This window comes from Streptomyces sp. G-G2 (genome assembly GCF_030063135.1).
Lineage (GTDB): Bacteria > Actinomycetota > Actinomycetes > Streptomycetales > Streptomycetaceae > Streptomyces.
This window is the reverse complement of sequence record NZ_JASISO010000028.1, coordinates 96,809-111,252: the sequence shown is the minus strand read 5'-3', so window position 1 is coordinate 111,252 and position 14,444 is coordinate 96,809. Positions and strand designations below refer to the sequence as shown.

At 70.8% G+C, this 14,444-nt stretch carries 15 protein-coding genes and 1 pseudogene; 11 read left to right on the top strand and 5 right to left on the bottom strand.

Annotated elements, in window-relative coordinates; genetic code table 11:
* Positions 1-505: 505 nt before the first annotated feature.
* Positions 506-829, bottom strand: a complete 324-nt coding sequence (locus tag QMF80_RS22590; protein WP_283456033.1) for a TetR/AcrR family transcriptional regulator — start codon at positions 827-829, stop codon at positions 506-508.
* Positions 830-880: 51 nt separating this feature from the next.
* On the opposite strand from QMF80_RS22590, the gene QMF80_RS22585 reads away from it, so the two are divergent.
* A complete protein-coding gene (locus tag QMF80_RS22585) occupies positions 881-1,015 on the top strand; it encodes a hypothetical protein (RefSeq protein ID WP_283456032.1) in 135 nt (44 codons plus the stop codon).
* On the opposite strand, the pseudogene QMF80_RS22580 reads toward QMF80_RS22585, so the two are convergent.
* The 4 genes and pseudogenes from QMF80_RS22580 to QMF80_RS22565 all read right to left on the bottom strand — a co-directional run.
* A pseudogene (locus QMF80_RS22580) lies at positions 1,005-1,355 on the bottom strand (transposase); the annotation flags it as partial. The gene QMF80_RS22585 and the pseudogene QMF80_RS22580 overlap by 11 nt on opposite strands.
* Before the next feature lie 56 nt (positions 1,356-1,411).
* Positions 1,412-1,879 (bottom strand): YxiG-like protein, encoded by a 468-nt coding sequence (locus tag QMF80_RS22575; protein WP_283456031.1) that lies wholly within the window; start codon positions 1,877-1,879, stop codon positions 1,412-1,414.
* A 130-nt stretch (positions 1,880-2,009) separates the two neighbouring features.
* Positions 2,010-2,591: a restriction endonuclease gene (locus QMF80_RS22570; protein ID WP_283456030.1), complete on the bottom strand. Its 582-nt coding sequence runs from the start codon at positions 2,589-2,591 to the stop codon at positions 2,010-2,012.
* Between the two features lie 478 nt (positions 2,592-3,069).
* The gene (locus tag QMF80_RS22565; protein ID WP_283456029.1) at positions 3,070-4,017 is read right to left on the bottom strand and encodes a LysR substrate-binding domain-containing protein; all 948 of its coding nucleotides are present in this window, start codon (positions 4,015-4,017) and stop codon (positions 3,070-3,072) included.
* A gap of 182 nt (positions 4,018-4,199) precedes the next feature.
* Here QMF80_RS22565 and QMF80_RS22560 point away from each other — a divergent pair, with 182 nt between their 5' ends.
* From QMF80_RS22560 to QMF80_RS22515, 10 genes are all read left to right on the top strand, one after another.
* Positions 4,200-5,615, top strand: coding sequence for a 2-hydroxymuconic semialdehyde dehydrogenase (locus tag QMF80_RS22560; protein WP_283456028.1), 1,416 nt, complete (start codon positions 4,200-4,202; stop codon positions 5,613-5,615).
* Positions 5,600-6,451: a 2-keto-4-pentenoate hydratase gene (locus tag QMF80_RS22555; RefSeq protein WP_502962896.1), complete on the top strand. Its 852-nt coding sequence runs from the start codon at positions 5,600-5,602 to the stop codon at positions 6,449-6,451. The genes QMF80_RS22560 and QMF80_RS22555 overlap by 16 nt, the downstream gene beginning before the upstream one ends.
* Complete coding sequence (locus QMF80_RS22550) at positions 6,448-7,191, top strand: 2-keto-4-pentenoate hydratase (protein WP_283456027.1); 744 nt, start codon at positions 6,448-6,450, stop codon at positions 7,189-7,191. The genes QMF80_RS22555 and QMF80_RS22550 overlap by 4 nt, the downstream gene beginning before the upstream one ends.
* Complete coding sequence (locus QMF80_RS22545) at positions 7,188-7,607, top strand: RidA family protein (RefSeq protein WP_283456026.1); 420 nt, start codon at positions 7,188-7,190, stop codon at positions 7,605-7,607. The genes QMF80_RS22550 and QMF80_RS22545 overlap by 4 nt, the downstream gene beginning before the upstream one ends.
* Positions 7,604-8,176 (top strand): 3-hydroxyanthranilate 3,4-dioxygenase, encoded by a 573-nt coding sequence (locus QMF80_RS22540; protein ID WP_283456025.1) that lies wholly within the window; start codon positions 7,604-7,606, stop codon positions 8,174-8,176. Before QMF80_RS22545 ends, QMF80_RS22540 begins: the two co-directional genes overlap by 4 nt.
* The gene (locus QMF80_RS22535; RefSeq protein ID WP_283456024.1) at positions 8,173-9,195 is read left to right on the top strand and encodes an amidohydrolase family protein; all 1,023 of its coding nucleotides are present in this window, start codon (positions 8,173-8,175) and stop codon (positions 9,193-9,195) included. Before QMF80_RS22540 ends, QMF80_RS22535 begins: the two co-directional genes overlap by 4 nt.
* Complete coding sequence (locus QMF80_RS22530) at positions 9,192-10,106, top strand: acetaldehyde dehydrogenase (acetylating) (protein WP_283456023.1); 915 nt, start codon at positions 9,192-9,194, stop codon at positions 10,104-10,106. Before QMF80_RS22535 ends, QMF80_RS22530 begins: the two co-directional genes overlap by 4 nt.
* On the top strand, positions 10,103-11,200 hold the full coding sequence (gene dmpG, locus QMF80_RS22525) for a 4-hydroxy-2-oxovalerate aldolase (protein WP_283456022.1): 1,098 nt from the start codon (positions 10,103-10,105) through the stop codon (positions 11,198-11,200). Before QMF80_RS22530 ends, dmpG begins: the two co-directional genes overlap by 4 nt.
* 4 nt (positions 11,201-11,204) lie before the next feature.
* Entirely contained in the window at positions 11,205-12,476 is a 1,272-nt protein-coding gene (gene kynU / locus QMF80_RS22520) for a kynureninase (protein ID WP_283456021.1), read from the top strand.
* Positions 12,477-12,637: 161 nt separating this feature from the next.
* Positions 12,638-14,404: an LVIVD repeat-containing protein gene (locus tag QMF80_RS22515; RefSeq protein WP_283456020.1), complete on the top strand. Its 1,767-nt coding sequence runs from the start codon at positions 12,638-12,640 to the stop codon at positions 14,402-14,404.
* Positions 14,405-14,444 lie beyond the last annotated feature (40 nt).

Here is a 14,444-nt window from a genome sequence, read left to right as displayed (position 1 = left end):
CCTTGGTCTCGACAACCCGGAGATGTTCAGGAGGCCCTGCCTTCATGCGCGGACACGGCCAGGTTCACCCGCCCCAGCCCCCGTTTTCGATCACATCGCTCTCATGATCGATAGAGATACGGCTTCTCATAGGGCCGACCTTAGAACCAGCGGCTGACAACAGCTTGATCGTCGCTCACCGGCCTTGCCGCCGGGTTGGCGTTCAGGCTGGCAAGTTTCGAGTGGCCCCTTGTCCCGGCTCACCAAACTGCTGACACCGGACGCTGCAGCCGCCAACTCGACGCTGAAGCGCTCAGTCGCAATCACCCGATCGGTGGCCAACTCGAAGAAGCTCAATGAGGGGACCGGCTGTGGACACTGCTCTGTCGGCCCCTTCATCATCCTTCCGCGGCGGGGCCGACGGGACTGGAATTCGGGATTGTGGTCACGGGCGCGGGTAGCCCTGGCCCGCCCATCGTCGGCGGCTTCGTCGATCACCTTCAGCGGCCGCATCGAGCGTTCCGGGTCACCCTTCGAGTGGTGGGGCGAGGTAGAGCTCGAACTCCATGACGTTCTGGCCGCGGCAGTCTGCGGTGAAGCTGCCCATGAGGGCGTCGGTGAGCAGGACGGCGAGCTGTTCGGGGCTGAGGTTCGGGCGCTGGGCGACCCATTGGTCGAGGTAGGCGCCGAAGCGGTCGACGGAGCGTTCCAGGGCGGCTCTGACGAGGTCTTCGCGGGTGGCGAAGTGGTAGGTGGTGGCCCCGAGGGGGACGTCCGTCTCCTCGGCCACGGCGCGGTGGGTGAGTCCCTCGATGCCGTGCCGAGCGATGAGCCGTTCCGTGGCAGTCATGATCTCCTCGACGCGGCGCTGCGGATCCCGTTTCCGGCGCGGCTGGGCCGCTTGCCCGTCCGTCATCGCGTTGTCCTCAGCCGGGCGCTCGGTTTCGGCGTCAGCCGGGAGTCGATCTCCAGCGACGGCGTCCACCTCGTCCTCAACGGCGAGCGGATGGCCTTCATCGTCCAGCCCCTGGTGTGACGATCAGGGACAGCGGGCCGCAGCGGCCGTCGGCGCTCGGGCGGAGCTTGCGGGTGAACCCGCCGCGCGAGCGGCCCAGGCCCTCACCTCCAGCTGGGACCTGCTGGAGCAGGCGTTCCCAGGTTCCGTCGGCAGACCACAATCCGTGGCGTTCATAGACGGTCTTCCACGGCCCGAACCGTTCGGGCAGGTCACGCCACTGCACTCCTGTCCTCACCCGGTGCAGAATCCCGTCGATCACCTGCCTGTGATTCCGCCACCTGTCGCAACGCCCATTGCCGACCGGCAGGAACGGCCGCAACCGTTCCCACTCCGCGTCACTCAGATCACCCCGCCTCATGGCAGGCAGAAAGATCCGGAGCCACGTCAGCCACGAGATCACAGGAACCCTGGTTCTCAGTGCGCGACGAAGGGCCCATATCCGACCGGGACCTCGCTTACCTCAAGGTCCGAGAAGAGCAAGGTCAGGTCGTGCGCGTTGGTCTCGATGTGAACCGCATGGGAGTCGATCCCGACAGCCTTCGACCAGCGGCGGGTAGCCTCCGACTCGGGACGCAGCTCGGCTCCGTACATCTCATGAAACTTCACGCCCCGGACGTACCCGCCGAGGTCGGGGTCAGCGGGTTCGCGGTCGAGAACACGGTCGTCCAAGGAAACCCGCCAGGTATCCGTGGGGAGGGACGTCTCACATCGGGCCTCGACGCAGTGCCGGAAGAGATACCGCAGGTAGATCGGCGGGTTCTGGGGGCCGTTCCAGACATGGATGATGACCTCGTAGTCGCGCATGTAGGTGGTGTATCCGTGGTGCACCACAAGGTGTTCGACGGTCTCGTTGAGCGTCTGCTGAAGTTCTGCGGTGTCCATGCCGCCCTTCTACCTCACTCGGCGAGCCCTTCGACAGCGAGATGCAGAGGTGTGGGGCACCCGTCGCCTGAGAGATCGCCCGGACAAGTCCTAGCCGGGTGAGCGAACCGGTGAGGTCGACGGCGGGCGTTCAGCTGTCCGGGGTCAGCTTGCGGTTGGTCCCGGACCGGCCGATGTCCAGATCCAGGAGCGCCGTCAGAGTCGTGCCGCTGTTCCAGAAGCCGAGCAAGTCGACGTCGAAGAGCACCAGGCCGTGGCGGGCGGCGAAGGCGCGGGCCTGCTTGGTGAACTTGCACGAGGCGACGAAGAGCGGCACGTCCGCTCCGTGTTCGGCGCGGACAGTCCCGTTGAACTTCTGAAGGTCCGGACTGCCGACCGTGCGGTGCTTCGCGTACCGCTTGCACTGCACCACGACCTTCCGACCGTCCGGCAGCCGGCCGATCACGTCGGCGCCCAGATCGTTGGCGGCGCCTACCCGGCGGACCTCGGTGCAGCCGTCCCTGCGGCACAGGTCCGCGACATAGGCCTCGAACTCCATTGGTCCCAGCGACCAGACCGCCTCCATCGACCGCGCGGCTTGGATGCGCGCCTGTTCAGCGAGTCGGATCTTCTCCGCCTCGGCCTCGCGGCGCCCGGCACGCACCAGCGCTCCCGTCACACCCCCTGCGGCCAGGACCGCTAAGACCACCAGCAGCACCGTTCCCGTCCCCATGCTCTGCCCCTCCCCTATCCGGCTGTCCGTGCGCTCTACAGCTCCCCCACCGCGTGCGGATCCATCCGGGTGTAGAGCTTGCCGAATCTGCTCAGTACTCACAGCCGTCTGCCGGAGTCACCCATGCGAGCAGGGCTTGGCCATCCTGGATTGGCCATTCGGGCGGAGATCTCCAACATTCCTTCGATCTCACCACTGCTGAAACGGTGCAAGAACTCTACATAGTCAGATGGGAACCGGATACCGCATGCGGTCGCCCTCTCTTCCCAGTTGATCTCACCTCCTCCACCGAAGGAGGCGCCAGTATTTCCTGCAAACACTCGAGTGGGCTCACTTCCTACGCGCGATTCGCGTAGGTCAGAAAATCGTGGGCTCTTGTCAGAACCGGTCCTCCGTCAGATACCCGTCCGAGGCCATGCCAAGAACCTCGGCCGAGACCTGCGTCACCCGTCCACAACCTCCCGCGGCACTAGCGGCACTAGACCGCCGACTGCGGCCCGCAGAGCGTCTCGCGCAGCAGGGCCGCCTCGTGGTCGAGGTGGTGGAGCAGGGCCTGCAGGGCGGGGGTGCGCGTGCGGTGGGCCGCTTCGGTGGTGCCAACCGTGCGGCTCACCGAGGGCAGTTCGACCGGCAGGGCGGCGAGGTGCTCGTCGGCGCGCAGAACCAGTTCGGGCAGCAGCGCCACCATGTCCGTCTGCAGGAGGAGTGCCCGCATGGTGAGGATGGACGTGCACTCGACCCGGTCCGCGGGCAGGGCGAGGCCCCGGTCCACGAAGAGGGCGCCGAGCTCCTGGCGCAGAGCGGTCTGTTCGACGGGGAGGATCCACGGGAAGCCGAGGGTGTCCGTGAGCGTGACGTCGGAGGCCGCCAGGAGGGGGTGGCCGGAGCGGACGGCGAGCCGGATGCGTTCCCGGTACAGCCGCCGCTGGCGCAGCCCGTCCCCCTCCTTGGGGGTCGGCCCCAACCGGCCGACGATGACGTCCAGTTCGCCTCCCAGCAGCGCCGGATGGAGGACGTCCGGTGTGCCCTCCCGTACGACGACCGTGACCCGGGGCCGTTCCCGCTTGAGCTGGGCGATGGCCCGGGGCAGCAGCACGTTGGTCCCGGCGAGGAGCGCGCCCACCGTCACCGTGCCCTCCAGGCCCTGCCGCAGCCCGGACAGGTGTTCCCCGGCCCGCCTCATCTCGGCGATCACGGCCCGGGCGTGCCCCGCGAGTGCCTCTCCGTAGAGCGTCGTCCGCATCCCGCGCGGCATACGGACGAAGAGCGGCAGGTCGGCGATGCCCTCCAGCTCGCGAAGGGTACGCGTGGCGGCGGGCTGGGTCAGGTGGAGGGTCTCGGCCGCCCGCACCACGCTGCCGTGGTCGACGATCGCGACGAGCAGCGTGAGGTGCCGGAACTTGAGTCGTCCGTCCAGGAGGTCCATCGCGGGGGGGCCTTCCGGAATCGTTCGGGCGGCCCGGATCTCGGTATACCCAACTCGGTATGAGGGGCAGGCCTTTTGGCATTGGTTCGGCATAGCTCGGTGGGCGCATGATACCGGCACACGCCGGGGAACGGTTCCGAATCCCCGGCCTGGTGACGGAGGTCTGCAAGGTGCGCTCAGCTGTGCGGCATTACGTAGGGGGCTGGTTCGACGCGTCGGGCGTCCCGTTCCCGCTCATCGACCCGGCCCGGGGGACCGTGGTCGGCGAAGCGCCGTCGGCCCCACGGGAGTTGGTCGACCGCGCGGTAGGCGCCGCACGGGAGGCACTGCGCGGCCCCTGGGCATCGTGGAGCCCGGCGGACCGTTCACGGCTGCTGCACCGGATCGCGGACGGCATCGAGCGGCGCTTCGAGGAGTTCGTCACCGCCGAGTGCGCCGACACGGGAAAGCCCCGCGAGCTGGCCTCGACGGTCGACATCCCGCGCGCCACGGCCAACTTCCGGTCGTACGCCGACCTCTTGGCCGGGCGCGGCGAGCGGTCCTGGCACACGCCCACCCCGGACGGCCGTGGCGCGCTGAACTACACCGTGCACAAGCCGCTCGGCGTGGTCGCGGTCATCTCCCCGTGGAACCTGCCGTTGCTCCTGCTCACCTGGAAGGTGGCCCCCGCCCTGGCCACGGGCAACACGGTGGTCGCCAAACCGTCCGAGCTGACCCCGGGCACGGCCTGTCTGCTGGCGGAGGTGATGGCCGAGGCGGACGTACCGGCGGGGGTCTTCAACCTCGTCCACGGCGGCGGTGCGGACGCGGCCGGGCAGTGGCTCACCGAACACCCGGGGGTGGACGCGATCGCCTTCACCGGAGAGTCGCGCACCGGCTCGGCGATCATGCGGGTCGCCGCGGCGCGGCTGGCTCCCGTCTCGTTCGAGCTGGGCGGCAAGAACGCCGGTCTGGTCTTCGCCGATGCGGATCTGGAGCAGGCCGTGGCGGGCACCCTGCGCTCGTCCTTCACGCACAGCGGGCAGGTGTGCCTGTGCACCGAGCGGGTGTACGTGGAGCGGCCGGTCTTCGACGCGTTCGCCGAGGCGCTGGCGGCCGGTGCGGGGGCGCTGAGCGGGTACGGCCCGATGATCTCGGCGGCGCACCGCGACAAGGTGCTGGGCTACCTGGGCAAGGCCGCGGCCGACGGCGACGTGCTGGCCGGCGGCGGGGCGCCGCGCTTCTCCGACGACCGGGACGGCGGCTTCTGGGTGGAGCCGACCGTGCTGGCGGGGCTGCCGGATGACCATCCGGCGCTACGGGAGGAGATCTTCGGGCCCGTCGTGCACCTGGCGCCGTTCGACACCGAGGAGGAGACGCTGGCACTCGCCAACGCCGGCCCGTACGGGCTGGCTGCCACGGTGTGGACGGGTGACGTGAGCCGGGCGCACCGCGTCGCTCCCGCCCTCGAGGTCGGGACCGCCTGGGTCAACACCTGGAACCTGCGCGACCTGCGGACTCCCTTCGGAGGCGTGAAGGCCTCCGGGATCGGCCGTGAGGGCGGCGACCACTCCCTCGACTTCTTCTCCGAGCCCATGAATGTGTGCGTGAAGCTGTGAACACGGTGGGCGAAGCGGTGGACGCAGCCGTGGACGCAGCCGTGGCGAGGGCCGCCGAACGCCTCGACACGGCGCGCCGGACAGGCGTTCCGTGCGATCCCGTCCGCGACCTGCTGCCCGCCGGGGACCTGGCGGCCGCCTACGCCGTCCAAGCCGTACTCCACGCCCGGCGCCTCGCCGAGGGGCGTCGCGTCACCGGCTGGAAGATCGGTCTGACCTCGGCGGCCGTACAGGCCCAGCTCGGCGTCGACACACCGGACTGTGGTCCCTTGACGGACGACACCGCCGTGCCGGACGGCGCCGAGATCCCTTGGGGTGTGGTGCTCCAGCCCAGGGCCGAGGCCGAGGTCGCCCTGGTCCTCGAGCACGACCTCACGCACGAGCGGCACACCGTGGCCGACGTGATCCGGGCGACCGCCTTCGCGCTGCCCGCCATCGAGGTGGTGGGCAGCCGGATCCGCGACTGGGACATCTCGGCCGTCGACACCATCGCCGACAACGCCTCCAGCGGCGCGTACGTCCTGGGGACCCGTCCCGTACCGCTGCGGGAGCTCGACCTGCGGACCGTCGGGATGGTGCTGGAACACCGCGGTGAGCCCGTGTCCACCGGCGCGGGCGCCGCCTGTCTGGGAAATCCGCTGCACGCCGCCGTCTGGCTGGCCGACACGCTCGTACGGCTCGGCCACCCGCTGCGGGCCGGGGACACCGTGCTCACCGGCGCGCTCGGCCCCATGGCGGCCGTCGAGCCCGGCGACGTGTTCGAAGCCCGTATCGACGGCCTCGGTTCGGTGCGCGCGGCCTTCGGGCGCACCGGACGGGAAGGGAAGACCCGATGAACATCACCACACTGGCCGAAGCGCTCGACACCGCGGCACGCGACGCCCGCTCGCTGCCGGGCGGCGGAAGCGGCCTGAAGGACACCGGCGAGGCGTACGCCGTCCAGGACGCGCTGGTCGCACGGCGGCTGGCCCGCGGCGAGCGACTCACCGGCTTCAAGCTGGGCTTCACGAGCCTGGCCAAGATGCGGCAGATGGGGGTGTCCGACCTGATCCACGGCCGGCTGACGGACCGGATGGAGATTGCCGACGGGGGGCGTTTCGACGCCTCCGGGCTGATCCACCCCCGGGTCGAGCCCGAGGTGGCCTTCCTCCTCGGCGACACCCTGCGCCCCCGCGCCGACCCCATGGCGGCGGTCGCGGCGGTGGCCCCGGCGCTGGAGGTCATCGACTCCCGCTACGACGGCTTCCGGTTCTCCCTGCCCGAGGTGATCGCCGACAACACCTCGGCCGCGGGCTACGCCGTGGGGCCCTGGTGCGCTCCGGGCGACCTGGGCAACCTCGGTGTCCTGCTGGAGCTCGACGGCCGTCTCGCCGAGGCCGGTTCCACCGCGGCGGTCCTCGGGCACCCGCTGCGCGCCCTCGCCGCCGCGGCCCGGCTCGCCGGTTCGCTGGAACCCGGCACGGTGGTCCTCGCGGGCGCGGCGACGGCCGCCGTACCGCTACCGCCCGGAACCCACGTGCGGGCCACCGTCGCGGGCCTCGGCTCCGTCCGGTTCACCACCGAGGGGGACGCGTGATCGTGCCCGGCGCCGCACCGCCCCGCGGCCGCTTCCCCCACCTCAGGCGCGCGGGTGACCTGGTCTTCGTGTCCGGTACCAGCTCGCGCCGCCCCGACGGCACCTTCGTCGGCGCGAACGCCGACGCGATGGGGGTGACGGACCTCGACATCCGCGCCCAGACCCGGGCCGTCCTCGACAACCTCGGGCGCCTGCTGGCCGCGGTCGGCGGGAGCCTGGAGGACCTGGTCTCGGTCACCACCTACCTGGTCGGCATGAACGACTTCGGCGGCTACAACGAGGTCTACGCCGAGTACTTCGACGAAAGCGGTCCGGCCCGCACCACCGTCGCCGTCCACCAGCTCCCCCACCCGCACCTGCTGATCGAGATCAGCGCCGTCGCCCACATTCCCCGAGACAAGGAACCGCGCCGATGACCATGAGACCGTTCAACCTCCAGTCCTGGATCGAGGAACACCGCCACCTGCTCAGGCCGCCGGTCGGCAACGTCCAGATCTGGCAGGACGCCGATCTGATGGTGACGGTCGTGGGCGGCCCGAACCGCCGCTCCGACTTCCACGACGACCCGATCGAGGAGTTCTTCTACCAGCTCAAGGGCGACATGGTGCTGCGCGTCATGGAGGAGGAGGGACGGCCGCCGCGCGACATCGACATCCGTGAGGGCGACGTCTTCCTCCTCCCGCCGCACGTGCGGCACTCCCCGCAGCGGCCGGAGGAGGACAGCGTCGGGCTGGTCGTCGAGTTCGCCCGGCCGCAGGGTCAGCGCGACGCCTTCGAGTGGTACTGCACCCAGTGCCACCACCTGGTGCACCGCAGCGAGATGCAGCTCACCTCGATCGTCGAGGACCTGCCGCCGGTCTTCGACGCGTTCTACGGCGACGAAGCCGCCCGCACCTGCGGGAACTGCGGCGCGCTGCACCCGGGCAAGGACTGGCCGCAGGAGCTCCGTCCGCGTACCCGACGTGACGGGGCGGACGGCGCATGACCGTCGTCGACATCCACGCCCACGTCTTCCCGGAGATCGGCCGCGCCGAGTCCCGGCTGCTCACCGGCTCCGACGACGGCCCCTGGCTGCGCACCACGGACGGCCCGGACGCCGGGATGATGATGGCCGGGGCCGCCGAGTACCGGCCGGTGCGCCGCACCCTGTGGGACCCGGCGGAACGCGTCGCCGACCTGGACCGACTCGGCGTGGACGTACAGGTCCTCTCCAGCACCCCGCTGCTCTTCGGCTACGGGCTGGAGCCCGGGCGCGCCACCGACTGGTGCCGGACGGTCAACTCGCGTCTGCTGGAGTACAGTTCGTACGCTCCGCACCGGCTGGCCCCGCTCTGCCAGGTTCCGCTCCAGGACACCGAGGCGGCCTGCGCCACGCTCACCGAAGCGATGGGCCAGGGTTTCCACGGCGTCCACATCGGCAACCACCTCGGCGACCGCGACCTCGACCACGGCGCGCTGCTGGAGTTCCTCACGCACTGCGCGGAGACCAACGCCGCCGTCCTGGTGCACCCGTGGGACCTGCCGAGCGGCCCCCGCTTCTCCCGGTACATGCTGGCCTGGCTGGCGGGCATGGCCGCCGAGACCCACCTCACCATCCTGTCGTTGATCCTCTCCGGCGCCTTCGAACGTCTCCCGGCGTCGCTGCGGCTGCTGTTCGCGCACGGCGGCGGCAGCTTCCCGTACCTCCTGGGCCGGGCCGACAACGCCTGGCACCGCCGCGACCTCGTCCGCGCCGACAGCCCGCACCCGCCCTCGCACTACACCGACCGGTTCGCCGTCGACTCCGCGGTCTTCGACCCCGGCGCGCTGCGCCTGCTGGTGGACGTGATGGGCGTGGAGCGGGTGCTGCTCGGCTCCGACCATCCCTTCCCGCTCGGCGAGGAGGAGATAGGCCGCCTGGTCCGGGAGAGCGCGCTCACCGCCGAGGAGACGGCGGCCGTCCTCGGCGGCAACGCCGTCCGCTTCTTCGGTCTGGCCCCGCTGCTGAAGGAGGCCGTCCGATGAGGGCAGCCGTGATCGGATCGGGCAACATCGGCACCGATCTCCTCATCAAGATGGTCCGCGGCTCGGGGAGCGTCGCCGCCGCCGCGATGATCGGCATCGACCCGGAGTCGGAGGGGCTCGCACGGGCCCGTCGGCTCGGGGTGCGGACCAGCGCGCAGGGAGTGGCCGGACTGCTGGCGCTGGACGACTTCGACGACATCGACCTCGTCTTCGACGCCACCTCGGCGGCCGCCCACCACCGCAACGCGGCCGCGCTCGCGCCGTACGGCAAGCGGATCATCGACCTCACCCCGGCGGCCATCGGCCCGTACGTCGTCCCTCCCGTCAACCTCGACGAGCACCTCGACGCCCCCAACATCAACATGGTCACCTGCGGCGGCCAGGCCACCGTCCCGGTCGTCGCCGCCGTCTCGGCGGTGACACCCGTGCACTACGCGGAGATCGTCGCCTCGATCGCCTCGCGGTCGGCCGGTCCGGGCACCCGGGCGAACATCGACGAGTTCACCGAGACCACCGCCCGCGCGCTGGAGCAGGTGGGGGGCGCTGCCCGGGGCAAGGCCATCATCGTCCTCAACCCTGCGGAACCGGCGCTGCTGATGCGCGACACCGTGCACTGCGTCGTCGACGACTGCGACACCGAGCGGGTGGCCGCCTCCGTGCACGCGATGGCCGCGTCCGTCGCCGCGTACGTCCCCGGCTACCGGCTCAAACAGGAACCGCAGTTCCGCAGGACGACCGCCGACGACCCGCTGGCGCGGCTCACCGGGGCCGGCCGACTGCTCGTCTCCGTGTACCTGGAGGTGGAGGGCGCCGCCCACTACCTCCCCGCCTACGCCGGAAACCTCGACATCATGACCTCCGCCGCGCTGCGCACCGCCGAGCGCCTGGCCGAACGGAGCCCGGCCCGATGACCTCCGTCTACGTCCAGGACGTCACCCTTCGCGACGGCATGCACGCCGTGTCGCACGGCTACACCCTCGACCAGGTGCGGGCCATCGCGGCCGCCCTGGAGGCCGCGGGCGTCGACGCCGTCGAGATCGCCCACGGCGACGGCCTCTCCGGCTCCTCCGTCACCTACGGCCCCGGCGCACACACCGACTGGGAGTGGCTGGAGGCGGCGGCCGAAGTACTCGACCGGGCCCGGCTCACCACCCTGCTGCTGCCCGGCGTGGGCACGGCCCGGGACCTGCGCCGCGCCCACGCGCTCGGAGTCACGTCCGTACGCGTCGCCACGCACTGCACCGAGGCGGACATCGCCGCCCAGCACATCGATCTGGCCCGGGAGCTGGGCATGGACGTGGCGGGCTTCCTGATGATGTCCCACATGGCCCCGCCGGCCGAACTGGCCGACCAGGCGCGCCTCATGGAGTCGTACGGCGCGCACTGCGTGTACGTCACCGACTCCGGCGGGCGGCTCACCATGGACGGCGTACGGGACCGGGTCCGCGCCTACCGCGACGTCCTCGACCCCGCCACCGAGATCGGCATCCACGCCCACCACAACCTCGGCCTGGGCGTGGCCAACAGCATCACCGCGGTGGAGGCGGGCGCCTACCGCGTGGACGCCTCGCTCGCCGGACAGGGCGCCGGAGCCGGAAACGCGCCGCTGGAACCGACGGTGGCGGTGTTCGACCTGATGGGCTGGGAGCACGGCTGCGACCTGTTCCCGCTGATGGACGCGGCGGAGGAGCTCGTACGGCCGACGCAGGACCGGCCCGTACGGGTGGACCGGGAGACGCTGACACTGGGCTACGCCGGGGTGTACTCCAGCTTCCTGCGGCACGCCGAGGCCACCGCCCTGCGGCACGGTCTCGACACCCGGGACCTGCTGGTCGAGGCCGGACGCCGACGACTCGTCGGCGGGCAGGAGGACCTGCTCACGGACATCGCCCTCGACCTCGTCCGGAACCGCGGCGGCGACATCCCCGCCGCCTCCGATCCCCTCCCCGGCGCCTCCGTGGCCGCCGACCCCATCCCCGCCGCCTCTCACGCAACGACGGAGTGACCTCGTGCCGACCGACACACAGACAGAGAACCTGACCGCGACGCTCATCGACCGCGCCGCCGCACTGGACTCCGCCGACCCGCTCGCGCACGTCCGAGACCGCTTCCTCCTCCCCGAGGGAGTCGTCTACCTCGACGGCAACTCCCTCGGCGCCCTTCCCGCGGCCGTTCCCCCTGCGGTCGAGGACGCGCTGCACCGCCAGTGGGGCACCGACCTGATCCGCTCCTGGAACACCAACGGCTGGTGGGAGGCCCCGGGACGAACGGGCGACGCCCTCGGCCTGCTGATCGGCGCGGCCCCCGGCCAGGTGGTCGTCGGGGACTCCACCAGCGTCCAGCTCTTCAACACACTGCTCGCGGCCGCCCGGCTGCGCCCCGGCCGTCGGCTGCTCCTGACCGACCCCGACCACTTCCCCACCGACCAGTACATCGCCGACTCGGTGGCCCGGCTGCTGGGCCTCGAGGTCCGCCGGGTACCGGCCCGGGAGGCCGCCGCGGTACTGGCCGCCGCGGGGGCCGACGTCGCCGTAGCCGCCTACGCCCCGGTGGACTACCGCACCGGCGAGCTGTACGGCATGGCCGAACTCACCGCCGCCGCGCACGCCGCGGGAGCCCTGATGCACTGGGACCTGTGCCACGCCGCGGGCGCGATGCCCATCGGGCTCGACTCCATGGAGGCGGACTTCGCGATCGGCTGCGGCTACAAGTACCTCTCCGGCGGCCCCGGAGCCCCGGCGTTCGCCTACGTCGCCCGCCGCCACCAGGAGGACTTCGATCACCCCGTCACCGGTTGGCACGGGCACGCGGAGCCCTTCGCCATGTCCGGTACGTACGCCCCCGCGCCCGGCATCACCCGGGCCCGCATCGGTACCCCGCCGCTCCTGTCGCTGGTCGCCCTGGAGGCCGCGCTGACGGCGTACGACGGCGTGGACATGGAGGACGTACGGGCCAAGAGCCTTTCCCTGACCGCGTTCTTCCAGGAGTGCGCCGACTCCCTCCTCGACGGTCTGGGCTTCACCATGGCCACCCCGCGCGAACCCGAGCGTCGTGGCAGCCAGGTCGCGCTGAGCCACCCGGAGGCGTACCCGCTGGTCGCCGCGCTCACCGCGCGCGGCGTCATCGGCGACATGCGAGCCCCGGACCTGCTGCGCTTCGGCTTCAACGCCCTATACCTCACGCACGCGGACGTGCTGCACGGCGTACGGGAGTTGCGGGACATCGTGTCCACGGGCGCCCACCGGGCCCCCCAGTTCCAGCAGCGCCCGACGGTCACCTGACCGGACCGCACGGCCGCCCGGTTCGCGCGATCCCCGAGGTCACCGCACGCCCGTGGCCGCCGCGCGACCGGCCGACCGGGCCCCACACCGGGGCCGGTCTCCCCTGACCGGCACCGCTTCGCACGTCCACTCTCCGCCGCCGAGACCCCAAGGACATTCCCATGCGATCCCTGCGCACCAGAGCGACCCTGGCCACGGCAGTCGCCGTCGCCACCGTCGTGACGCTCCTCGTGCCGGGCACCTCCGGTGCCACCAGCGCCGCGGCCGCCACCGACCCGGACATCCCCGAGGTCTGCGCCGACCGCCGCCCCGAACCGGCCGACCCCGGCGCGTACGGCATGCAACTGAACGGCACCTTCCGCCACCCCGCCCTCACCCCGGTCGACGAGGAGCACGAACACTCCTTCCCGGGCCGCAACGAGGAGTACGACACCCACTCGTACATCAAGAACATGAAGGTCGAAGCCGCCTACGAGGGCGCGGACTTCACCCCCGACTACTTCCACACCTGGCAGAACATCGTCGACTTCGGCGGTCGCCGCTACATGTTCCAGTACGACCGCTCGGAGGGGCGCGTCTACGACATCACCGACGTGAAGAAGGTGAAGGTCGTCGAGAGGATGAGCCGGGGCGACGTGGGCGGCGACGAGACGAAGGCCAACGGCGCCTGGGCGGCGAACGATTACTGGGGTGCCTCCACCATCCAGTGGAACAAGAAGCTGGGCGCCTACGTCATGGTGCAGAGCTTCGAGGACAAGCGCCAGATCCAGGAACTCACCGACGACCCGGCGAAGGACAAGTACAGCAACCCGGAGGGCGTGAAGAAGCTGCGCGAGAAGCCCGGGCTCAAGGGCTTCAAGGTCTTCCGTCTGGACGGTCCCCGCAAGAAGGACTGGAAGCTCCTCGCGACGGTGTCCACCGACGCCACCCAGAAGGACCCCCTCACCAGCGACCCCAACACGGCGCAGCAGGGTTCCGGCTCCCTCGACACGCCGTACTGGACCGGCGACCGGTACATGTTCATCGCGACGGCGCCCGACGACACGTACTCCCGCACCGAGTACCCCACCAACCTGCACTCGGCCGGGTACCAGTCGTGGGACATGGCCGACCCCGCCCACCCGAAGCTCCTCGACACCTGGCACCTGCCGGGGCAGCGCACCGGTGAGGACGCGGCGTACAGCAAGAACCCGCGCTGCGGCAACCGCACCAGCTGGATGGGCGCGCGCATGCCGCTGTTCATTCCCAAGCCCGTTGAACAGGGCGGGCGTTACGCCTTCGCGGCCATGGGCGGCTACGGCCTGACCGTCCTCGACATCTCGAACCCGGCCGACATGAAGACGGTCAGCCACCTCGACCTGCCGATGACCGTCTCGGGCACCGAGGGCGACAACATCGACGTCTCGCAGTACGAGAGGACCGGGATCATCTACTACTCCGGATACCCGCTCACCGAGGACTGTTACGAGCCGTACAAGGACGTCTACCAGATCGACGCCAAGGACCCGAAGAACCCCCGCGTCGTCGGCGCACTGCCCCGTCCGACCCCGCCCCGGTCCGCCGGCTTCACGGACTTCTGCCAGCGCCGCGGCAGCTTCGGCCCCAAGCGCACCGGCTCCTACACGAACCCGGGCCAGCACACCCCGGGCGTGCTCGGCTACGGCTTCTACAACGCGGGCGTGCAGTTCTTCGACGTCTCCGACCCGGCCGCGCCGAAGATCGACGCCTATTTCGTCCCGAAGGCGTACGGCACCGACACCCCGGACTACGCGTACGGCAACCAGACCCACGGCGTGTACGTGGAGTGGGACCGCAACATCGCCTGGGTGCTCACCAACCACGGCATCTACGCGCTGTCCTCGACGAAGGTGCTGGGCAAGCCCGACGTGGACCAGCCCGACAAGCCCTTCCGCAACAGCGAGTTCTGAGCCCGAGAGCTCTCGGAATCGGAGCACTCCGAGTCGGAGC